The organism is Pseudomonas sp. Pseusp21 (genome assembly GCF_059492145.1).
The window spans coordinates 2,893,596-2,916,637 of record NZ_CP168520.1; the positions used below are offsets into that span (position 1 = coordinate 2,893,596).

18 protein-coding genes are annotated in these 23,042 nt (G+C 60.9%); 11 read left to right on the plus strand and 7 right to left on the minus strand.

Going from position 1 to position 23,042, the window contains the following annotated elements; all coding sequences use genetic code 11:
- Positions 1–137: 137 nt before the first annotated feature.
- The 4 genes from ACEN93_RS13125 (at position 138) to ACEN93_RS13140 (ending at position 7,982) form a co-directional block, all read left to right on the plus strand.
- Entirely contained in the window at positions 138–833 is a 696-nt protein-coding gene (locus ACEN93_RS13125) for a DNA-3-methyladenine glycosylase (RefSeq protein WP_490840864.1), read from the plus strand.
- Between the two features lie 54 nt (positions 834–887).
- A complete protein-coding gene (locus tag ACEN93_RS13130) occupies positions 888–2,204 on the plus strand; it encodes a bifunctional DedA family/phosphatase PAP2 family protein (RefSeq protein WP_103385491.1) in 1,317 nt (438 codons plus the stop codon).
- Positions 2,205–2,453: 249 nt separating this feature from the next.
- A complete protein-coding gene (locus ACEN93_RS13135; protein WP_495611490.1) occupies positions 2,454–5,927 on the plus strand; it encodes a calcium-binding protein in 3,474 nt (1,157 codons plus the stop codon).
- Between the two features lie 291 nt (positions 5,928–6,218).
- Positions 6,219–7,982, plus strand: a complete 1,764-nt coding sequence (locus tag ACEN93_RS13140; RefSeq protein ID WP_495611491.1) for a hypothetical protein — start codon at positions 6,219–6,221, stop codon at positions 7,980–7,982.
- Between the two features lie 19 nt (positions 7,983–8,001).
- On the opposite strand, the gene ACEN93_RS13145 is transcribed toward ACEN93_RS13140, so the two are convergent.
- Genes ACEN93_RS13145 through ACEN93_RS13155 form a run of 3 tightly spaced genes read right to left on the minus strand, consistent with a single transcriptional unit; the run spans position 8,002 to position 9,681 of the window.
- Positions 8,002–8,592, minus strand: a complete 591-nt coding sequence (locus ACEN93_RS13145; protein ID WP_074691591.1) for an LON peptidase substrate-binding domain-containing protein — start codon at positions 8,590–8,592, stop codon at positions 8,002–8,004.
- Positions 8,593–8,602: 10 nt separating this feature from the next.
- Positions 8,603–9,319: an LrgB family protein gene (locus ACEN93_RS13150; protein ID WP_007958637.1), complete on the minus strand. Its 717-nt coding sequence runs from the start codon at positions 9,317–9,319 to the stop codon at positions 8,603–8,605.
- Positions 9,319–9,681: a CidA/LrgA family protein gene (locus ACEN93_RS13155; protein WP_039771873.1), complete on the minus strand. Its 363-nt coding sequence runs from the start codon at positions 9,679–9,681 to the stop codon at positions 9,319–9,321. The genes ACEN93_RS13150 and ACEN93_RS13155 overlap by 1 nt, the downstream gene beginning before the upstream one ends.
- Positions 9,682–9,874: 193 nt before the next feature.
- Here ACEN93_RS13155 and ACEN93_RS13160 point away from each other — a divergent pair, with 193 nt between their 5' ends.
- The 3 genes from ACEN93_RS13160 to ACEN93_RS13170 all read left to right on the plus strand — a co-directional run bounded on the left by ACEN93_RS13160 (position 9,875) and on the right by ACEN93_RS13170 (position 12,837).
- A complete protein-coding gene (locus ACEN93_RS13160) occupies positions 9,875–10,330 on the plus strand; it encodes a MaoC family dehydratase (RefSeq protein WP_085668083.1) in 456 nt (151 codons plus the stop codon).
- 110 nt (positions 10,331–10,440) lie between these two features.
- Positions 10,441–12,168 (plus strand): C13 family peptidase, encoded by a 1,728-nt coding sequence (locus tag ACEN93_RS13165; RefSeq protein ID WP_074691593.1) that lies wholly within the window; start codon positions 10,441–10,443, stop codon positions 12,166–12,168.
- A gap of 27 nt (positions 12,169–12,195) precedes the next feature.
- Positions 12,196–12,837, plus strand: coding sequence for an oxidoreductase (locus ACEN93_RS13170; protein ID WP_007958634.1), 642 nt, complete (start codon positions 12,196–12,198; stop codon positions 12,835–12,837).
- 34 nt (positions 12,838–12,871) lie between these two features.
- Here the strand turns inward: ACEN93_RS13170 and ACEN93_RS13175 are convergent, their stop codons facing one another.
- From ACEN93_RS13175 to ACEN93_RS13190, 4 genes are all read right to left on the minus strand, one after another.
- Entirely contained in the window at positions 12,872–13,156 is a 285-nt protein-coding gene (locus ACEN93_RS13175) for a YceK/YidQ family lipoprotein (protein WP_074691595.1), read from the minus strand.
- Complete coding sequence (ubiX, locus tag ACEN93_RS13180) at positions 13,149–13,796, minus strand: flavin prenyltransferase UbiX (protein WP_236190113.1); 648 nt, start codon at positions 13,794–13,796, stop codon at positions 13,149–13,151. Before ubiX ends, ACEN93_RS13175 begins: the two co-directional genes overlap by 8 nt.
- Entirely contained in the window at positions 13,793–15,142 is a 1,350-nt protein-coding gene (gene mpl, locus ACEN93_RS13185) for a UDP-N-acetylmuramate:L-alanyl-gamma-D-glutamyl-meso-diaminopimelate ligase (protein WP_007958628.1), read from the minus strand. The genes ubiX and mpl overlap by 4 nt, the downstream gene beginning before the upstream one ends.
- A gap of 194 nt (positions 15,143–15,336) precedes the next feature.
- Positions 15,337–17,253 (minus strand): sigma-54-dependent Fis family transcriptional regulator, encoded by a 1,917-nt coding sequence (locus ACEN93_RS13190; RefSeq protein WP_495611492.1) that lies wholly within the window; start codon positions 17,251–17,253, stop codon positions 15,337–15,339.
- Positions 17,254–17,554: 301 nt separating this feature from the next.
- On the opposite strand from ACEN93_RS13190, the gene exaC reads away from it, so the two are divergent.
- From exaC to eutC, 4 genes are all read left to right on the plus strand, one after another.
- On the plus strand, positions 17,555–19,075 hold the full coding sequence (gene exaC, locus ACEN93_RS13195) for an acetaldehyde dehydrogenase ExaC (RefSeq protein WP_285412251.1): 1,521 nt from the start codon (positions 17,555–17,557) through the stop codon (positions 19,073–19,075).
- A 278-nt stretch (positions 19,076–19,353) separates the two neighbouring features.
- Positions 19,354–20,724 (plus strand): ethanolamine permease, encoded by a 1,371-nt coding sequence (gene eat / locus ACEN93_RS13200; protein WP_039771884.1) that lies wholly within the window; start codon positions 19,354–19,356, stop codon positions 20,722–20,724.
- 81 nt (positions 20,725–20,805) lie between these two features.
- Entirely contained in the window at positions 20,806–22,200 is a 1,395-nt protein-coding gene (locus ACEN93_RS13205; RefSeq protein ID WP_039771886.1) for an ethanolamine ammonia-lyase subunit EutB, read from the plus strand.
- Positions 22,197–23,030, plus strand: coding sequence for an ethanolamine ammonia-lyase subunit EutC (eutC, locus tag ACEN93_RS13210; protein ID WP_414882756.1), 834 nt, complete (start codon positions 22,197–22,199; stop codon positions 23,028–23,030). Before ACEN93_RS13205 ends, eutC begins: the two co-directional genes overlap by 4 nt.
- The last annotated feature ends 12 nt before the right edge of the window (positions 23,031–23,042 follow it).

Consider the following 23,042-nt stretch of genomic DNA (forward strand, 5'->3'; position numbering starts at 1 on the left):
TAGCTGTCGCGTCCCGGGACTAACAGCGGTGACGGGCGGATGGTCGAAATGGACGGCGATTTGCCGACGTTCAGCCGGGATTAAGCCTTGAATTGTTATCATCACGACCTCCTCCGCCTGGATAAACACTGTTTGCCATGTCCAACCTGACCGTTCGCGCCACCTCCGCGCGCCAGCCTGTCGGCCTTGCGGACGCCTTTTTCGACCGTGACGCCCAGACGCTGGCCAAGGATCTGCTCGGCAAAGTCATTCGCCATCGGGTCGGTGACTTGTGGCTCAGTGCCCGAATCATCGAAACCGAGGCCTATTACCGCGAGGAAAAAGGCAGCCACGCGTCCCTCGGCTACACAGAAAAGCGTAAGGCTTTGTTTCTGGACGGCGGCCACATCTATATGTACTACGCCCGTGGCGGCGATTCGCTGAACTTCAGTGCGCAGGGTCCGGGCAATGCGGTGCTGATCAAATCGGCCTATCCGTGGGTCGACGAGATCAGCGGCCCGGCCAGCCTGGCGCAGATGCTGTTGAACAATCCCGATGCTCAGGGTCGCCCGCGTCACACGCAGAAGCTCTGTGCCGGACAGACCTTATTGTGCAAGGCGCTGGGACTGAAAGTGCCGGTGTGGGATGCCAAGCGCTTCGACCACGAAATTCTGCTGGTGGAAGACACCGGCCCTGCGCCGACCCACGTAATTCAGACCACCCGCCTGGGCATTCCCCATGGCCGCGACGAACACTTGATGTATCGCTTCGTCGATGCGGCTTACGCCCAGTGGTGCACGCGGAACCCGCTGCGCCGGGGTCAGGTCGAAGGTCGCGATTATTTTCTGCTGTGAACGCACACCCTGCGGCTCGCCGATCAGGGACATCAATGAAATGGAGTGGTTTGTATGGGCCCATGGCTCGATAGCGTGACCGGGTGGCTGGCCGCCAATCCGCAGTGGCTGGCCGCTGCAGTGTTTGTCGTGGCCTGCGTGGAATGCCTGGCGATTGCCGGGTTGATCGTGCCCGGCACGGTATTGCTGTTTGCCGTGGCGGTGCTGGCCGGCAGCGGCGCCCTGTCGTTGAGCGAAACCCTGTTGCTGGGTTTCCTCGGCGGGATTCTCGGTGATGTGATTTCGTATTTCCTCGGCCGCCACTTCCACCAGAACATCCGGCGCTTGCCGGGATTGCGCCATCACCCGGAGTGGATGGCCGGCGCGGAAACCTACTTCCAACGCTACGGCATCGCCAGCCTGCTGGTCGGCCGCTTCATCGGCCCGTTGCGACCGATGCTGCCGATGGTCGCGGGTATGTGCGACATGCCCTTCCCGCGCTTCGCCGCCGTGAGTCTGCTGGCGGCGGCCGGCTGGAGCCTCGCCTATCTGCTGCCGGGCTGGGCCACCGGGGCGGCGATTCGCCTGCCCTTGCCGGAAGGCTTCTGGCTGCAGGCCGGGATTGTCGCCGGCAGCATCGCGGTGATGGTCGGCCTGAGCGCCAACAGCAGCCTGCGCCGTCATCGGCGGGCGACGGTCTGGATCAGCAGCATGAGCTTGTTGATCCTGATCGGCCTGTTCATCGGTTTTCCATACCTGACCGCCCTCGATCAGGGCGTCATGACCCTGGTGCAGGAGCACCGCAGGCCGGCGCTGGATGAAGTGGCAGTGGTTTTCACCCTGATCGGTGAGTTCCGCAACATGCTGTTGTTCAGTGCCCTGCTGACAGCGCTGCTGTTGCTGTGTCGTCAGTGGCGACACGCGATCTTCGTCGGCGGCACCCTGCTCGTAACGGCATTGGCCAACACCGGGACCAAACTGTTTTTCGCCCGGGTACGCCCGGAAGTGCTGACTGACCCACTCACCAGTTACAGCATGCCCAGCGGCCACGCCTCGGGCTCGTTCGCGCTGTTCCTGGCGCTCGCCGTGCTGGCCGGACGCGGACAACCGCCACGGCTACGCCTCACCTGGCTGTTGCTCGGCTGCATACCGGCGCTGGCAATTGCCCTGTCACGGGTATATCTGGGCGCGCACTGGCCAACGGATGTCCTGGCCGGCGCCATGCTCGCCGCCTGTGTCTGCGCAGCGGGCCTGTGGCTCAGTCAACGTCATGCACCTCTTGGTGCAATGCCGCAGAAAGTCTGGTGGCTGGTTTTGCCAGCTCTGGTCGCTCTATTTGGCTTCTTCGTATTGCGACACCTGCCACACACCCTGCTTCGATACGCCTATTGAGCCGCATCCGACGCTTGACGGATTCTCCTTCGGGGCGAATCCGCAAGCGGCGATCAGTCCTGTTTCTGAACTGAAACGCTGCTGTTTCGACAAATACGTCACCGCCAAGCTTGCTCCAAGTAAAAAAGACAACATTCGTCATCGCGATAAACCGACAACCATAAATATAATTGGCAAAACATTAAGCCTGGCCAAAAATTTATTGCATGACAGATTGAATACTCATTACCTCATGGAAGAGTATTGATCTTGTCTATCCCGTTCGAAAAAACTTCGGAAACTTATCCTACAGCCGCAATTGTTATTTCCGACCTAAGTAATTCATCAACTAACAATGAGACCGACACTCCCTCTCCGATCGATCGCACACCCAGCCTGCATGAAACAGACAGCCTGTTCGGCCCCCTGCGTATCGGTGAGATGACCGTTACCCGCGAGGAACTGAGAGCCTTGGGCGGACGGCTTAACGGGCAGGTCATCACAGCCGCCAACTCCTATTTCCCCGAGCCCGATCAAACATTCATCGACGCACTGGAGTTCGATCCGGCCGAAGTTGAGCAGCGCATCAAATCAGTCAATACGCAAGAAGGCCAGAAAGTTGCGCCACTGCTGTATGAGATTGTCACGCAACGTTCACCCGATGCCCCAGCGCTGATGCGCGAGATGGCCGCCGGCGATTCCGCGCCAGCGATGAACAAGATCAACAGTCTGCTGAAAGCTACACAACGTCTGGACATTCGCAGAGACCCGCTGCCGGATCATTTGCCCAGCTGGGTAGACAAGGCCAAGAGTCGCAGCATGACCAGCATGGGGGTGGGGTTGCAGGCCTACGGACTGTACAGCGCGTATACCGGCGCCATCGACGCTCTCAAGAAAGGCCAAATGGGGGAAGTGCTGATCAATGTCGGCGGCGGCATTGCGGAGATAACCTCGCTGGGATTCGAGTACGCCTTGAGCAGGACAGGCGAGCACATGATCCGGCAGGGATCGATGGCCATCGAACACTTCGGCAAGACCGGCATGGGCAAATGGCTGTGCCGGGGGGCAGGCCTGATCGCCAGTGCGCTGACACTGCCCTTTGACATCTACACCGCGATCAAATCCTTCAACGATGCCGCCAAGGCCCAGGGAAAAGAGGCGCAGGATCTCTACGTGACCGGGGGATTGAGTGTATTCAGCGCCGCGCTCTCCCTCGCGTTGGGTTGCGCGGCACTGGCAGGTTTCCAGGCAGCCGGCCCGGTGGGTATCGCAGCGGCGGCCATCATGATTGTCGGTGCCAGAATCTACGGCGCCGTCCGGGCTGTCGACGACATCGACGATTACATCGAACTGTCCGTGAACGAACGCTGGCGTGCCGGCTGGTTCGCCTTCACCGGGCAGGACCAGGACAAGGCGCTGATGGAGCGATATCTGATCTCGAAAACCACCAGCGACTATGCCAAGGCCTTGAAAACCCAAAGCCTGCGCTGGCTGGACAATGAACTCAAGGACAGTGTCGACGCGATCGTCAATGGCCGATTCGATGTCAGGCTTCAGCCCACTCGTCTCTCACGGTATCAATGGGATGAGGCCAAGGGCGAATTACCCTATGTCACTGAAAACCTGCCAGTCATCGTCGAAACCGATGACCATTACGATGCACGAGCCGGTCTGCCTGACTCGGATGCCATCGTGACCAGCCTGAAGACTGACACTGCCAAAGGGGTGTTCTGGAATCTGGGTGGAGGCAATGACACGGTACAAGGCGTGCGCGACAAACCGAACTTTTTCAGTTACGGCGCCGGCGACAAATCCCTCACCGGCGGCGACAAGGACGATTCGTTTCTCTTTCAGTCCGCCGGCGATGCACTCTCTCGCGCAGAGGTCCGCGCGAATCATCTGCAAGGGGGAGACGGTACCGACCTGCTTTGGCTTCAAGGCACTCACAGGCATCTGGATCACATCCCGAATCCACCGCTTTACCTCGGTTACGACATCGACATGAAAACCGGAAGGCTCGGGTTGCGTTCAGCAAACCCCGCAATCGAACCGGTATTGCATTCCACGTTCAGTTCCATCGAGAAAGTCGAAACCCTGGCCGGTGCCCGCAACCGGGTCAACGGATCGGATCAGGCCGACGTCATTACCGCCAACGGGCAGGATCAGGTCAATGCCGGTGCAGGGGATGACCACATTTCAGTTCGAGGCCACTTCGTCAGCGTTGACGGCGGTAGCGGTAACGATATCTACCAACTCGACCCTCTGAGTCGCCAGATCCTCGTCACTGAGGATGGTCTGGAGCCGAGCAGGGTCTATCTGGGTGTCACCCTCGAGGCCGTTCAAAGCTGGACCATTCGGACTCATGCCCTGGTCGTCGAATCATTGCGCGACGACCATCCCCGATCTCCGCTGCGCGCCCTCGTGCTCGAAGCGGTTTACCGGACCGTCGATGGCAAGCGCGTATTGAACAACGACAAATGGATATTCATCACGCAGGACGGTTACCACCTGCAACCTCAATGGCCCGCCGAGATTGCGGACCAGAGCGACCGCCCCCTGCGTGTCAACGTCCTCACTGCCGGCCTTGCCAAGCCCTCCCCGGTGCAGCTCAACAGCCCGGTCAACATACCGCCGACCAAAGCGCACTCGTTCTACTTCGTCTCCAGACGCAACTACCACACCGTCCTGAAGGCAGCACCGCAGAGCAATGGCGGGCGCAGTACGCTTTATATCGACTTCGACAGCAAGGACATTGCCGATGTCGAGGCCGTCTATACCGTTACAGTCCGACAGACAAATGCATTTACCGTGCTCGACTACGACGATGTCCACTTCAGGATTGCTTTCGGTGCGGGTGCAGGGCTGCTCTCGGTGCACGGTGCCGTCATCGAAGATACGGGAAAAAAAAGTGACAGCGGCGCGGGGATCCTGACCGCGGGCTGGAAGATGAATCACGCCTTCACCCTGGTCATGCGTGACGGTGTTTCCTATGCCCTCGACTATCCGGCCAATGTCTGCCTGGACGACGCCAGGAACCCGGGCTATCGATCGGTGGCAAGCCATGCCTCACTGCGAGAGCGTGCCGGTACCTACCTGTTCGTCAAACCCTCTGTCGAAAAGCGAACCCTGAGGAATACCCCGCAACGCATCGATTTCAAAGCCATCGATCACAACACGAGCTACTGGCTGGAAGGACGATCCTCGACCTATGCGCTGTACCCGTCCAGCAACCTGTCCATTCGCCTGTCCACCGCCGAAGCGGACGCGAACCTGCGGGGTTCATCGACCTGGCACATTCATGCGCACCAGATGAAGGAAAAAATCAACGACAGCCATCTTTCCATCAAGGATGACCTGCTGAAGATCGGCAGCCTTCATGTTCATCTGCCCGACACCAACGACGTTTCGCTGCCCCTGGAAACCATCGACGTGATCGTTACATCGGGAGATCGGTACCGGGTCAATGCACTGTTCGAGGTGATTGGTCTGCATAGCGTCAACGCCTCGTCCTGCGGATCGACCCAGGCAATCGTCGTCCTGGTGAACGACCATAAACGCCGACAGATGCTGGAAAGCGATAACGTTCTTATCGAAAACATTCATCTGTCCGACGCACCTCATGCAGAGATTTTCTACAACGCGGCAACAGGCAAGTGGACAGCCAACGGCGCTCCCACGCGTCTGGTCGATCCCGAACACCTGATCATCGAAAACAGGGTTGCCGCCATAACGGCCGCGAACTGAGTCGCGGCCCGCTAACCACATCAATCGTCAAGGAATGACACGATGCGCCCCAAAACACCCCCGCCATCAAACTCTTCGAGAGTGAGTTCGCAAACGCCAACGGACACGTTCGTCAATCGACCGCGTCCGGAGGTGGAAATACCGGTACGGCATCGACCACACCCGGATATTCCCACCCCACCTGTCGTTACACCCGAGCAGGGTTCCGGCAGTCACTCGGCCGCCAGCGGCACCCCGCCCAGGGTCGAGATATCCGACCTGCCGGATGCCCGGCCCGTAACAAGCGGCGGGTTGACCGGTTACCTGTTGAACCAGGCGCTGTTGCGCAACATGCAGCCAGCGGACGCCGATGGTTTTCGCTTTGTCGTCGGACGCCGTTTCGTCGATATACAGGACCTCGGCACCGTGCATGTGGAGTTCGACGCAGTCCACGCCGCCTATCGGGTAACCGATCTGTACAGGAAACTGGCACCCGGCCCGCTGATCCGCAGAGATCCGGGCGAAACAACATGGCACCTTGCCGATCAACCGCCGAAAGCACCATTGGCCAAACGTCCTGCGTCTGATCAGGGCGACACACAAATCAAGCGTACGACCACTTCACAACCGCAACATTTCCGGCCTTTGTCACGTATGCACCTGGCCCCCATGCCTCACTGGGTACAGGTTGATACCCAAGGTTATTACCGACGGCAGGAATTTTTTTCCAGCTTACCGAACGCCGATTATTTTTACGGATTCAAGGGTCCTGACAACTATTGGGTTCAGGTTGACGAACCGCCGGCCGGTTTCAATGGTTCGCCCACCCACCTGACAGCCTGGAAGGACCATCAGATATGGGAGGCATACGGCATTCACGGCCAGGACATCACGCGTTTGCGGGAAGAAGGCCAGACCGGTGGCAGTCGGCCGCACTGGGTCAAACCGATGGTGACCGGCAATGCCAGACAGGATCTGATCATGGATGGTTTGCGCTGGTTGCATCCTCAGAAGACGCTTGATGAAGTGACTGAACATCTGCGCAGCTACAATCTTTCGCCCGTGCAGCATGTGCAGCTGCGCAAGGATCTGCTCGACAACCCGCAGCAAATGCCGCAGTGGGCGGAGCAGCACCGATTGCGCTCGCTCGACGAAAACGACCCGGGGCGCTTCGATCAACTGCGTCAGGAAATCGAGCCGCTGATCATCCCGACAAGAAACGGCAAGCTCTGGCGCGGCGATCTGCTGGACTTCGACCAAAGCCTGAGCCGGCCGTTTCTCGACGGGTTTCTAGCCAGTCTGGGTTACCTGCGCAACAACAGCGGTTGCCTGTACCGCCTTGATATTCCCGGTTTGTTCCGGGCAGATGAGCGAACGCCGTTCGAGTTTTATAACGACGGCAGAATGCTGCCGCGCTGGAAACATCCGCAGGGAGCGACCACCCAAAAGCCGATCAGCGCAACGGTCAGTCTGAAGTTGCTCCACGAGTATGGCGGCAATGGCAGAAATCCGCCGGATCCGGAATACCTGCTCTACAACAACCAGAAGAACAAATACCCCGGCAAAAAAACCGGTAAGCCTGACCCTGATTCCGGCGAATCCGATAACGAGTGGTCTGATGCCTCTGACGTGGAACTCGATTCCGAGCGCAACTACGAAACGACTCGACATAACCAGAGTTTCATCTTCGCCTACATCATCGACACGCGAAAAATGGAAGTCGTGCTCAGGGAAGAAAACCAGCTACTCAATCTATCCGCTGAGAAGAATGGCGCGTGGTTTCCTCAGGATGAGTTTGAAGCGCTTATCTCCGCCTCGAAAAAGGGCATCGAGTCCAGCCGACTCTGGCTGCTCGACTCAACCCATACACGGGCGGCGAAAGTCGACGATGTGGCTGAGGCAGGAATAGACCCCTGGTTCACCTCTTCGAGTATTGAAGAGCGTACCCATCGCGGCGCCTACAACCAGCATGAATATGACGCGCTGATCGACAAGGTCGCCAAGGCCGGCAAGCCGATACTGACACTGGACCCAGGCAAGGAGTGGTTCGCCGGCGACATCGTCTGGCCCGAGTAACGGAACCGCTCAGCCGGCCTTACGCAAACAGTTCCCCCTGCAACTCATCGAGCAACGCCTGGATCGCATCCAGTCGCTGCTGCGGATCGTCGAGTTGCAGCAGGTCGATCTTGTCCTCTTCGGCAAAGGGCAACAGGTAGGCCAACTGGTTGGCCAGCGATTGCTGGCCAACCGCTTCAGTGCCCATGTTCAGCGCTTCGACCATCGGGTGCTCGGCCAGGGCCTTGAGCAGCGCCACCAGATCGGCGTCTTCATCCTGCAACGGTTGTTCGGGTTCTTCGTCCAGCCACTCGACCTCGGCCATGATCAATTGATCGCGCTGCACGTCGGTGCTCTGCACGATGAAGCGCCGCCCGCCCTGCACACGAATCCCCAGCAGTCCGTTGTCCTGCTGCTGGAAATCGGTGATCCGCGCTTCGCAGCCGACCATGGCGAAACCTTCCGGCGCCACGCCGACCTCAGTGCCTTCAAGGATGCACACCACACCGAATCCGCCGCCCTGTTTCATGCAACGGCCGATCATGTCCAGGTAGCGCGCCTCGAAGATCTGCAAATCCAGATTGCAGCCGGGAAACAGCACCGTGTTCAGCGGAAAAAGCGGCAGACTCATAGACATTTCCTTACACCACCATCGACACCGCCAACGGCAGGAACACCGCCGTGGCCACGCCCATCAGACTCATCGCCAGCGCCGCGAAGGCGCCGCATTCATCGCTCTCCTGCAACGCCACCGACGTGCCGACCGCATGCGCCGTCATGCCCAGCGCCATACCGCGCGCCTCGGGGCTGTGCACGCCAAGGCGGGTCAGCAGCGCCGGGCCGAAGATCGCACCGATCACCCCGGTGATCAACACGAACACCGCCGCCAGTGCCGCGACACCGCCGATCTGCTCGGCCACCAGCATGGCGATCGGCGAGGTCACCGACTTGGGCGCCATGGTCATCAGAATCATGTGATCGGCGCCGAACCACCAGCCCAGCGCCACGCCCATGCCCGTGGCGACCACGCCGCCTATCACCAGCGTAGTAAAAATCGGCCAGAACAATTGGCGGATGCGCCGCAGATTCAAATACAGCGGCACGGCCAGCGCCACGGTTGCCGGCCCCAGCAGAATGCTGAGGATTTCCGTACTTTTGCGGTACTCGGCGTAGGTCAGGCCGCAGCCGACCAGCACGCCGATCACCAGCAACATCGAGACGAGTACCGGTTGCAGAAAGATCCAGCGGGTTTTCTCGAACGCCGCCAGCACCAGTTGATAGGCCCCCAAGGTAATGCCGATGCCAAACAGGGGATGGTGAATCACCGAAGCCCAGGCACCTTGCCAGTCGAACAGCATCAGGATTCCTCCGAGTGCGGCGCGTGACGCTTGACCAGCCGTTGCATCAGCACGCCGGCGAAGGCCATCGACAGAATCAGCGACACCACCAACGCCCCGACGATGGCCCAGAAATCGGCGGCAATCGCCGTGGCGTAGACCATCACACCCACCGCCGGCGGCACCAGCAACAACGGCAAATAACGCAACAGGCTGCCGGCGGCGAGATTCAGCGGCTCGCCGACTTCACCGCGCACGATCAGGAATGCCAGCAACAGCAAAAGGCCGATGATCGGCCCCGGCAGCACCGGCAACAGCAAATGATTGAGGGCCGTGCCGAGCAATTGAAACAGCACCAGCATGGTCAGGCCACGTAGCAACATCCGACATCTCCGTCTTACTTTTCACCCCGCAGGTCGCCCGCATTATAAGCACGCCTGCGCTATGAACCGGCATTCGCCAAAAGCATGGTCGGTTGACCTGAGCAAATCGCCATGATGATCTACAGTGGTTCGCAGGGCGGTCAAATCCCCCACCTGAAAAACTATAAAACCGATGAACCCAAGGAGAGTCTCAATGCCCTATGTTCCCGTTGCAGAGCTCAAAGATTATGTCGGCAAGGAACTCGGACGTTCCGAATGGCTCACCATCGATCAGGAGCGCATCAACCTGTTCGCCGAAGCCACCGGGGATTATCAGTTCATCCACGTCGATCCGGTCAAAGCCGCGCAAACGCCATTTGGCAGCACCATTGCACACGGTTTCCTGTCGTTGTCGCTGATCCCCAAACTGATGGAAGACATCCTGATCCTGCCGCAAGGCGTGAAGATGGTGGTCAACTACGGCCTGGACAGCGTGCGTTTCATCCAGCCGGTCAAGGTCGACTCCAAAGTCCGGCTCAAGGTCGATCTGGGTGAAGTGACCGAGAAAAAACCTGGCCAGTGGCTGCTCAAGGCCACCGCCACCCTGGAGATCGAAGGCTCGGACAAACCGGCCTACATCGCCGAACCGCTGTCGCTCTGCTTCGTTTAAGCGCCTGGATGCGAAGCGGCTCACGCTGTTTCGCATCCGCTCTTCCCTGCCGGCTGTATAAGGTCACATAGCTGCGGCATACTCGGTCGCCTAATTGCCCGGATCCCGCTATGCGCTCATTCGCCCCTCTTGCTCCCCTTGCCTTGACCCTTTTGCTGGCCGCGTGTGGCGACGGCGAATCGCTGTTGCCGCCGGATGCGCGCCTGCCCGACGGCGGCCGCTATCGTGGTGAACTGGTCGATGGCTTGCTGCAAGGCCAGGGCCGGGTCGACTACCCCAACGGCAGCTGGTACGCCGGGGCGTTCGACAAGGGGCAATGGCATGGCCAGGGCGAATGGCACGGCAGCAATGGCGAGGTCTATCGCGGCAACTTCCAGCAAGGGCTGTTCGACGGCCAGGGCACGCTGACCACCACGGCCGGCAGCTACACCGGCGGCTTCAAGCTGGGCCGACGTGACGGCGAAGGCACCCTTAAAGAAAACGCGATGACCTATCGCGGCGAATTCAAGGCCGACCAGTATTCCGGGCTCGGCCGCCTCGAGCTGGATGACGGGAGTTCCTATCAGGGCCAGTTCGCCCACGGCAAACCCAACGGCGAAGGCCAGCGCGGCGATGCCAGCGGCAATCAGTTCACCGGCCACTTCGTCAACGGCCAGCTCGAAGGCAACGGCACGTTCAACAGTGCCGACGGCGACATCTACGTCGGCGGCTTCAAGAACAATCAACTGCACGGCAAGGGTCGCTACGAAAACGCCGATGGCGATGTCTGGCTCGGGCAGTTCAAGGAAGGCGCGCTGACCGGCAAGGGCGAACTGATCGGCGCCGACGGCAGCCACTACATCGGTTACTTCAATGATTGGCGCTTCAGCGGTCAGGGTCGCCTGAACCTGTCCGATGGCAGCTTCTACGTCGGCGGGTTCGACAGCGACAGCTATTCAGGACGCGGCACCCTGGTGCTCACCGATGGCAGCGTGCTCAGCGGCACCTGGATCAACGGCCAGCGAGTGCGCGATGCCGACGGCAAATTGCTGCCGGACACCCTCGAACTCGGCCTGCTGGCCCAGGGTCGCCTGCTCGACGAGGCACTGGCGAATGTGCCGGCCTCGACCCCGGCCGTTGAGCTGTACACCCTGACCCTCGGCGGCGATGGCAAGCAGAGCGTGTTCCTGCGCGAATCCGACTACGTGGCCAACATGCTCACCAGCCGTTTCGGCGCGTTTGGCCAGATTCGCCTGGTCAACCACCGCGACCACCTCGGCGACCGACCGATGGCCACCCGAGAAAATCTGCGTCGCGCCGCTCAAACCCTGGCCGAACGCAGCGGTCCGGAAGATCTGGTCTTCATCTACCTGACCAGCCACGGCACCGCCGAGCACGAACTGGTACTCGACCAGCCGCGCATGGAACTGGCCGACCTGCCCGCCGACGAACTCGCCGCCGTGCTGGCGCCGCTGAAGAACCGCGACAAGATCATTGTCATCTCTTCGTGCTATTCCGGCGGCTTCATTCCGGCGCTGAAGGACGAACGCACGCTGATCATGACCGCCTCACGCGCCGACCGCGTGTCGTTCGGTTGCTCCGAGGAGGCCAACTTCACCTACTTCGGCGACGCCCTGTTTGCCCAGGCATTGAACCAGACCGACGACCTGGAGCAAGCCTTCAAACTGGCCAAGGCCACCGTTGCCGAACGGGAACTGGCGGACAGTTTCGAAGCCTCTGAACCGCAAATCTGGGCGCCGAAAACCGTACTGGCGCACTGGCAACTGCTGCGTAAACAGCAAGCGAGAAAAGCATTGCAAAGTGCTGCATTGAACGACGGAGCGACAAACAGCAACTAAGCTGAACAGTATCAAGGGAGAGACACTATGTACTTGACGCCTCAGCATGTCTTGCTTGCCGGAGCCACCGGTCTGACCGGTGAACATCTGCTCGACCGCCTGCTCAACGAGCCAACTATCAGCCGTGTCCTTGCCCCCTCACGCCGGCCGCTGGCCGAACATCCGCATCTGGAAAACCCGGTCGGCGACCCACAGACCTTCCTGCCGCAGTTGGCGGGTCGCGTCGACATCGCCTATTGCTGCCTCGGCACCACCATCAAGCAGGCCGGCTCCGAAGAAGCGTTCCGCGCCGTGGATCTGGACATGGTCGTAGCTTTCGCCAAGCGCGCACGGGAAATGGGCGCACGGCACCTGATCGTGATCAGTGCCCTGGGGGCCGACCGCCGGTCCTCGGTGTTCTACAACCGTGTCAAAGGCGAGATGGAGTACGCATTGCGTGCGCAGGACTGGCCGCAGCTGACCATTTGCCGGCCATCGCTGTTGCTCGGCGAACGCAGCGAGCCGCGCCTGGGCGAGCAGCTTGCCGCACCGTTCTCGAAACTGATTCCCGGCAAATACCGCGGCATCGAAGCCTGCCAACTGGCCCGGGCCATGTGGCGGCTGGCGCTGGAGGAGCAGGATGGTGTGCGGATCGTCGAATCGGACGAGTTGAGAAAACTCGGCAAGTAAAAACAAAAGATCGCAGCCATTGGCTGCGATCTTTTTAGAGTCCGCCAGTCGCCTGGAACCCCACGCCGATCACCGTCAGCAACGACAACGGCAACAGCAGCGTGTCGAGCAGTGCGCTGGCCGGCAGATCCACACCGGGGTAACTCGGCGCCTCGGCGCCGAATCGATCCATCGCGCAACATCCGCCATTCATCGCATACAGATCCAGCCGGGTGCCGGAATACACCACCGGCGCGCCGGGCTTGGCGGCATCCAGCGTGCGCGCCGTGGCGCAGCCAGTAAGTTGCAACACCAGCAGGATCGCCAGCAGCTTATTCATCGCTGCTCAGATGGTGTTCGCCCCAGCGCGGCAGCATGTCCTGGGGGATGCCCAGCAGGTTGAGAATCCGCGCCACCACGAAATCGATCAGGTCATCGATGGTCTGCGGCTGGTGATAGAAGCCCGGCGAGGCTGGCAGGATGGTTACGCCCATGTTCGACAACTTGAGCATGTGTTCCAGGTGAATGCTCGAATACGGCGCTTCGCGCGGCACCAGAATCAACTGGCGCCGCTCCTTCAACGTCACGTCCGCCGCCCGCTCGATCAGGTTGTTGCAGGCGCCGGTGGCGATGGCCGACAAGGTGCCCGTCGAACACGGCACCACCACCATGGCCGCCGGAGCGCCGGAGCCCGAGGCCACCGGCGACATCCAGTCTTCCTTGCCGTACACGCGGATCTGCCCGGCGGCCGCGCCGGTGTATTCGGTGAGGAACGCCTGCATCATTTGCGGCTTGGCCGGCAGCGACACGTCGGTCTCGGTGGCCATTACCAGTTGCGCGGCCTTGGAAATCAGGAAATGCACCTCACGATCCTCGCGCACCAGGCAATCCAGCAGGCGCAAGCCGTACTGGGCGCCGGACGCGCCGGTCATCGCCAGCGTGATGCGTTCGGGGCCGTTGCTCTCGAAACGACTGTTCATTTCAGCGCCTCGGCGAGTTTGCCGTGCAGGCCGCCGAAGCCGCCGTTGCTCATGATCACCACGTGGGTGCCGGGCTGGGCCTGGCTTTTCACGCGTTCGATGATGCCTTCCAGCGAATCGCTGACGATCGATGGCACGGTGCACAACGCGGCAGTGCCTGCCAGATCCCAGCCGAGATTGGCCGGTGCGTACCAGATCACCTGATCGGCATCGACCACGCTGTCCGGCAGACCGTCACGGTGCGCGCCGAGCTTCATCGAGTTGGAGCGCGGTTCGATGATCGCGATCAGCGGCGCATCGCCGATGCGTTTACGCAGGCCATCAAGGGTGGTGGCAATTGCGGTCGGGTGGTGGGCGAAGTCATCGTAGATAGTGATGCCGCGCACTTCCGCGACTTTCTCCATACGGCGCTTGACGCTCTTGAACGCGCTCAACCCGGCAATGCCCATCGACGGAACAACACCGACGTGACGCGCGGCTGCCAACGTCGCCAAGGCGTTGGCAACGTTGTGCTGACCGGTCAATTCCCACTCGACCACGCCTTGGGATACGCCTTCGAACATCACTTCGAACGCCGAGCCGTCGTCTTTCAGCAACTTGACCTGCCATTGACCGCCGGCACCGGTGGTTTGCACCGGTGTCCAGCAGCCCATCTCGATCACACGCTGCAAGGCCGGTTCGGTGGTCGGGTGAATCACCAGGCCTTCACTCGGGATGGTCCGCACCAAGTGATGGAATTGACGTTCGATGGCCGGCAGATCAGGGAAGATGTCGGCGTGATCGAACTCAAGGTTGTTGAGGATCGCGGTACGCGGACGGTAGTGGACGAACTTCGAACGCTTGTCGAAGAACGCACTGTCGTATTCGTCGGCCTCAATCACGAAGAACGGCGTGCCGCCCAGACGTGCCGACACCGAGAAATTCTGCGGCACGCCGCCGATCAGGAAACCCGGGCTCATGCCGGCATGTTCCAGCACCCAGGCGAGCATGCTGCTGGTGGTGGTCTTGCCGTGCGTACCGGCAACCGCCAGCACCCAGCGACCTTGCAGCACATGGTCGGCCAGCCACTGCGGGCCGGACACGTAAGGCAAGCCTTTGTTCAGCACATATTCCACCGCCGGGTTGCCGCGGGACATGGCGTTGCCGATCACCACCAGATCCGGCGCCGGATCAAGCTGCGCCGGGTCGTAACCCTGGGTCAGCTGAATACCCTGAGCTTCGAGCTGGGTGCTCATCGGCGGATAGACGTTGGCATCGGAGCCGGTCACGTGATGGCCCAGCTCTTTGGCCAGAACCGCCATCGAGCCCATGAAAGTCCCGCAGATACCCAGAATATGAATGTGCATAGTCGACCTCGTAAAACATGGCCGCAGGTTAGCGCAGGGAGGGGGAAATCGCACTCTTTAGCTGATCACCCGACCCTGATCGTTCCCACGCTCCACGTGGGAATGCAGCGCAGGACGCTCTGCGTCCAAAAGCGGACGCGGAGCGTCCGGGGAGGCGTTCCCACGCAGAGCGTGGGAACGATCGGCAGGAGTATTCAGGCGGTTCGGGCGATCCCGTGCTTGCGCAGCTTTCTATAAAGCGTATTGCGGCTCACGCCGAGCTGCTGCGCCGTGTGGGTCATATGCCAGCGCGTGTGTTCCAGCGCATTGAGCAACGCCAGCCGCTCGGCATCTTCCAATGGATGTTCGGACGACGATTCATCGGCTTTGACCAACAGCGGCTGCACCTGCCGAAACATCGCCGGCAAATCCTCCAATCCGATCCGCCCTTCATCGCACAACGCCGCCAGCGTGCGCAGCACATTGCGCATCTGCCGCACATTGCCCGGCCAGTTGAAACCCAGCAACGCCTGGCGCGCCGGTTCTTCGATCAGGATCTTTTCCCCGCCCGCCTCTTCAGCCAGCAGAAAATCCAGCAGCTGCGATTTGTCACTGCGCTCGCGCAACGGCGGCAACGCGACTTCCAGTCCGTTGAGCCGGTAATACAGGTCTTCACGGAAACTGCCATCGCCGACCCGCTCCAGCAGATTGCGGTGAGTGGCGCTGATGATCCGCACGTTGACCGCTTCCGGCTCGCCGCCAATGGGCACCACTTGCCGGTCCTCCAGCACCCGCAGCAGACGGGTCTGCAAGGCCAGCGGCATGTCGCCGATTTCATCGAGGAACAGCGTGCCGCCATCGGCCTGCTGCAACTTGCCGCGCATGCCGTCCTTGCGCGCGCCGGTGAAACTGCCACCGCGATAGCCGAACAGCTCGCTCTCGATCAGGCTTTCGGGAATTGCCGCGCAGTTGAGGGCGACGAAGGCTTTGCCGGCGCGTTGACTGGCGTTATGCACAGCCTTGGCGAATGCTTCCTTGCCGGAGCCGGTTTCACCGTTGATCAGCAGCGGCACGTCACGCTCGAATACCCGCAACGACTTGCGAAAATCCGCCTGCAACGCCGCATCACCGAGACAAATGCCTGCAAGACGCGGTGCTTCGACCGGCGCGGGAACCGGCGCTACCGGCAGCGGCCGACGGGTTTCGCCACGCAGCACCGCAAACAGATGCCGCCCGTCGCGAGTACGCAGCGGCCAGCTGGCGCTGGCATTGGCACTGGCACGCCCGAGCAATTCATCCAGCGAACAATCGAAAAACGCCTCAACCGGTTTGCCGAGCAAGCCGCCACGAATGTGCCCGAGCAAATTCAATGCGCTCTGATTGACCGCGCTGATCCGCCCATCCCCGTCAAACGCCAGCAGCCCTTCGCTGAACAGCCCGACGGACTCGGCCTGGAGATGGAAGCGCAACAACCATTGATTATCGAAACAGCGCAGGAAATAGCAGCTCTCGATCATCTTCGCCGACAGATTGACCAGCGTCATGGTGTGGAACTGGCTCTGGCGCGATACGTCATGCCGAGCCGAGGAAACGTCGAGCACCGCCAGCAGTTCGCCGTGCGGGTCAAACACCGGGCTCGCCGAGCAGGTCAGGCCGGTGTGACGGCCGCGAAAGTGTTCGTCCTGATGAATCGTCAGGGCCTGACGTTCAACGAGGCAAGTGCCGATGCCGTTGGTGCCCTCGCAGGCCTCGCTCCAGTCGGAACCCAGCCACAGGCCGGCGCGTTCGAAAATCTTGCGTTCAGCGGGAGCGGTGACGCAGTTGAGGATCACCCCGCGCGCGTCGGTCAGCAGTACCGCGTGGCCGGCGCCGGAGAGTTGTTGATGCAGGCTGCTCATTTCATTGCCTGCAATCTGCAACACCTGTTGCAGCCGTTCGCGGCTTTCGAGGATTCGACCGTGTTCGAGTACGGTCGGCGCCATGCTCAGGGCCGGGTCGAGGTGATAGTCCTCAAGACAACGCAGCCACGAACGGGCAATCGACGGGTCGGCACCGGGGCCATGCAGGTGCGGCTTGCCCTGGGTGACGGTGAGAACCTGCTGGGCATGGCGACTCAAATGGTTGTCGTGCATTTCTTATTATTCTCCCCGAGGCTCATCGGCCCATGCGTGAAGTGGTGCCCAGCATCCTCCAGCCAACCGGTCTTTGCAATGCTGGCAAGACCGCCCGGTCACGGGTTGTGCCACAAGCGGTACAAACTGTCACCCGAGCTGTACCGATACCGTCACAGGCGCTTGCCACTTGTCTGACACAAATTACGCAAGGCCTTGATTTGCCTGACCTGCACGGCAGTGGCCCGACCTTTGCTCTACGCTTATAGCAAGCGCTCATGCGCGTTTCTCTAATAAGTACAAAGCCAAGGAGAACATCATCATGCGTTACGCTCACCCCGGTACTGAAGGCGCCAAAGTCTCGTTCAAGAGCAAGTACGGTAACTACATCGGCGGCGAGTTCGTCGCGCCTGTCAAAGGTCAGTACTTCACCAATACCTCGCCAGTGAATGGCCAGCCAATTGCCGAATTCCCGCGTTCCACCGCCGAAGACATCGACAAGGCCCTGGACGCCGCCCACACCGCTGCCGATGCCTGGGGTTCCACTTCCGCCCAGGCCCGCTCGCTGATCCTGCTGAAAATCGCCGACCGCATCGAACAGAACCTCGAAACCCTGGCGATCACCGAAACCTGGGACAACGGCAAAGCCATCCGCGAAACCCTCAACGCCGACATCCCGCTGGCTGCCGACCATTTCCGCTACTTCGCCGGGTGCCTGCGCGCCCAGGAAGGCAGCGCCGCCGAGATCGATGGCAACACTGTGGCCTATCACATCCATGAACCGCTGGGCGTGGTCGGCCAGATCATCCCGTGGAACTTCCCGATCCTGATGGCCGCGTGGAAACTCGCCCCGGCCCTGGCCGCCGGCAACTGCGTGGTGCTCAAGCCTGCCGAGCAGACTCCGCTGGGCATCAGCGTGCTGCTGGAACTGATCGGCGATCTGCTGCCGCCGGGCGTGCTCAACGTGGTGCAAGGGTTCGGCAAAGAAGCCGGCGAAGCCCTGGCCACCAGCAAGCGCATCGCCAAGATCGCCTTCACCGGCTCGACCCCGGTCGGCTCGCACATCATGAAGTGCGCCGCCGAAAACATCATTCCATCCACCGTGGAACTGGGCGGCAAGTCGCCGAACATCTTCTTCGAAGACATCATGCAGGCCGAGCCAAGCTTCATTGAAAAAGCCGCCGAAGGCCTGGTGCTGGCGTTCTTCAACCAGGGCGAAGTCTGCACCTGCCCTTCCCGCGCACTGGTTCAGGAGTCGATCTATCCGCAGTTCATGGAAGCGGTGATGAAGAAAGTCAGCCAGATCAAACGTGGCGACCCGCTCGACACCGACACCATGGTTGGCGCCCAGGCGTCCGAGCAGCAATTCGACAAGATCCTGTCGTACCTGGAAATCGCCAAGGGCGAAGGTGCCGAACTGCTGACCGGCGGCAAGGTGGAAAAACTCGAGGGCAGCCTGGCGACCGGGTATTACATCCAGCCGACCCTGCTCAAGGGTACCAACAAGATGCGTGTGTTCCAGGAAGAAATCTTCGGCCCGGTGGTGAGCATCACCACCTTCAAGGACGAAGCCGAAGCCCTGGCGATTGCCAACGACACCGAGTTCGGCCTCGGCGCCGGCCTCTGGACCCGCGACATCAACCGCGCCTATCGCATGGGCCGCGCCATCAAGGCCGGTCGTGTGTGGACCAACTGCTACCACCTGTACCCGGCGCACGCCGCGTTCGGCGGGTACAAGAAGTCCGGCGTCGGCCGTGAAACCCACAAGATGATGCTCGACCACTACCAACAGACCAAAAACCTGCTGGTCAGCTACGACATCAATCCGCTGGGCTTCTTCTAAAACACCGGCTAGGCAGGTGTTTTTGCCTAGCCTTTCTACCGCTATCGCGAGCAGGCTCGCTCCCACACTTACACCGCGTTCCCCCTGTGGGAGCGAGCCTGCTCGCGATTGGCGTCCTTGATGACTACATACGTAGCCTGGCCGCTCTGGCACGGGCCTTGCGTACCCGTCATTCAGGATTTGCGTGAACACTGCCGCTGCGTGAACAGCATCCACCCAATCAACCGCTGCACCCGAAAGTCCAACAGATCGAACAATAAAAAAGACAGAGAGGACTTATGACTTCCACCACACAGCTCAAACCCACACTCGGCACCCTGCACCTCTGGGGCATTGCCGTCGGCCTGGTGATTTCCGGCGAATACTTCGGCTGGAGTTATGGCTGGGGCACGGCGGGAACCCTGGGTTTCCTGGTCACGGCCCTGATGGTCGCGACCATGTACACCTGCTTCATCTTCAGTTTCACTGAGCTGACCACCGCGATTCCCCACGCGGGCGGGCCGTTTGCCTACAGCCGTCGGGCGTTCGGCGAGAAGGGCGGATTGATCGCCGGGATCGCCACCCTGATCGAATTCGTCTTCGCCCCGCCGGCCATTGCCATGGCCATCGGCGCCTATCTGAATGTGCAATATCCGGGGCTCGATCCCAAACTCGCGGCGGTCGGCGCGTATTTCGTGTTCATGACCCTGAACATCCTTGGCGTCAGCATCGCCGCGACCTTCGAGCTGGTGGTGACCGTGCTCGCCGTCGCCGAATTGCTGGTGTTCATGGGCGTGGTCGCGCCGGGCTTCAGCTTCAGCAACTTCGTACTCAACGGTTGGTCCGGCGCCAATGAGTTCACGATGGGCGCGATTCCGGGCATTTTCGCGGCGATTCCCTTCGCGATCTGGTTCTTCCTCGCCATCGAAGGCGCGGCCATGGCGGCCGAGGAAGCCAAGGACCCGAAACGCACGATTCCACGGGCCTACGTCAGCGGCATCCTGACTTTGGTGTTTCTCGCTATCGGCGTAATGGTGATGGCCGGCGGCGTTGGCGACTGGCGTCAACTGTCGAACATCAACGACCCGTTGCCTCAGGCGATGAAAGCGGTGGTTGGTAACAATTCGACCTGGATGCACATGCTGGTGTGGATCGGCCTGTTCGGGCTGGTGGCGAGTTTCCACGGGATCATCCTCGGCTACTCGCGGCAGTTCTTCGCCCTGGCCCGGGCCGGTTATCTGCCGAAAGGCCTGGCCAAACTCTCGCGTTTCCAGACCCCGCACCGGGCGATCCTGGCGGGCGGCGTGGTCGGCATCGCGGCAATCTACAGCGACGGTCTGGTCAATCTGCAAGGCATGACCCTGACGGCGGCGATGATCACCATGTCGGTGTTCGGCGCCATCGTGATGTACATCATCAGCATGCTCAGCCTGTTCAAACTGCGCAAAACCGAGCCGAACCTGGAGCGCACCTTCCGCGCGCCGGGCTATCCGGTGGTGCCGGCCATCGCGCTGTTTCTGGCGCTGGTGTGCCTGGTGGCGATGGCCTGGTTCAACACGCTGATCGGTTGTGTGTTCCTCGGTTTCATGGCCGCTGGCTACCTGTACTTCCAGCTGACCGCCAAGCAACGCTCCGAAGCACCGGCAGACGCTATGCTCGAAGGTATCTAAAAAACTATCTGAGTTGCACCGGCACCGGGCCTTGGGCTCGGTGCCTGCACTAAAAGCATTCATTCAGGAGGAACGCGCCCAATGGCCGCATTTGCCCATACCGTCGGCGCCCAGACCTATCGCTTCGACAGCCTCAAGGACGTGATGGCCAAGGCCAGCCCCGCGCGCTCCGGGGATTTCCTGGCCGGCGTCGCCGCGCTCAACGATGGCGAGCGGGTAGCCGCGCAAATGGCACTGGCCGACATCCCGCTCACGCATTTCCTGCAGGAAGCGCTGATTCCCTACGAAGCCGATGAAGTCACCCGACTGATCATCGACAGCCATGACAAACAGGCCTTCGCAGTCGTCAGCCATCTCACGGTTGGCGGCTTTCGCGACTGGCTGTTGAGCGAAGCGGCCGACGAATCCAGCCTGCGCGCCCTCGCCCCCGGCCTGACACCGGAAATGGTCGCTGCCGTGTCGAAGATCATGCGCGTGCAGGATCTGGTGCTGGTGGCGCAGAAGATCCGCGTCGTCACCAAATTTCGCGGCACTTTGGGCCTGCGGGGACGGTTATCCACAAGGCTGCAACCCAATCATCCGACCGACGAGCCGTCCGGCATCGCCGCGAGCATTCTCGACGGTCTGTTGTACGGCAACGGCGACGCGATGATCGGCATCAACCCGGCCACCGACAGCATCGCCTCGATCTGCGCGATGCTGGAAATGCTCGACGCGATCATCCAGCGCTACGACATTCCGACCCAGGCCTGCGTGCTGACCCACGTCACCACCTCTATAGAAGCGATCAACCGTGGCGTGCCGCTGGATCTGGTGTTCCAGTCGATTGCCGGCACCGAAGCGGCCAACGCCAGTTTCGGCATCAACCTGAACATTTTGCAGGAAGGTTATGAAGCGGGCCTGAGCCTCAATCGCGGCACGCTCGGGCAGAACCTGATGTATTTCGAAACCGGCCAGGGCAGTGCGCTGTCAGCCAACGCCCACCACGGCGTCGATCAACAGACCTGCGAGACCCGGGCCTACGCCGTGGCGCGCCATTTCAAGCCGTTTCTGGTGAACACCGTCGTGGGATTCATCGGCCCGGAATACCTCTACAACGGCAAACAGATTATCCGCGCCGGCCTCGAAGACCACTTCTGCGGCAAGTTGCTCGGCGTGCCGATGGGCTGCGATATCTGCTACACCAACCACGCCGAAGCCGACCAGGACGACATGGACACCCTGCTGACCCTGCTCGGCGTGGCCGGGATCAACTTCATCATGGGCATCCCCGGCTCCGACGACATCATGCTCAACTACCAGACCACCTCGTTCCACGACGCGCTCTATGCGCGCCAGACCCTGGGCCTGAAACCGGCGCCGGAGTTCGAGCAGTGGCTGGCGAACATGGGCATCTTCACCCAGGCGGACGGCAAGGTCCGCTTCGGCAACAACCTGCCGCCGGCCTTTCGTCAGGCCTTGGCGCAACTGGGATGAGTCAGATGGAAAAACCGCCCGTCGATCCACAAAACCCATGGCTGGAGCTGCGTCGTCTGACCCCGGCGCGCATTGCCCTCGGCCGCACCGGCACCAGCCTGCCGACCCGCGCACAGCTGGATTTCCAGTACGCCCACGCACAGGCACGGGACGCGGTGCATTTGCCGTTCGATCACGCCGGGCTCAGCGCCCAGCTGACTGAACGCCAACGTGAAAGTCTTGTGCTGCACAGCGCGGCGGTGGATCGCAACAGCTACCTGCAACGTCCGGATCTGGGGCGCAAGCTCAGCGATGAATCGGCGCAAACCCTGCGCGAATACGCCAAGGCGCATCCGGGCGGTGTGGATCTGGTGATTGTGGTGGCGGACGGTCTGTCGGCGCTGGCGGTGCATCGGCATACCCTGCCGTTTCTCACCCGTCTGGAAGAGCAGATGAGCGCCGACGAATGGTCGACAGCGCCAGTAGTGCTGGTGGAACAGGGCCGAGTGGCGATTGGCGATGAAATCGGCCAGTTGCTGGGCGCGAAAATGGTCGTGATGCTGATCGGAGAGCGTCCGGGCCTCAGTTCGCCGGACAGCCTGGGTTTATATTTCACCTACAATCCAAAGGTCGGCCTCACGGATGCTTACCGCAACTGCATTTCCAATGTGCGGCTGGAAGGGCTCAGCTACGGCATGGCGGCGCATCGCTTGCTGTATCTGATGCGCGAAGCCTGTCGGCGCCAGCTGTCGGGCGTCAATCTGAAGGACGAGGCGCAGGTTCAGACGCTGGAATCGGAAGCCGGTGCAGACATGAAGAGTAATTTCCTACTCGATCCGCCCCCAGCCTGAACCGTTTCCGCA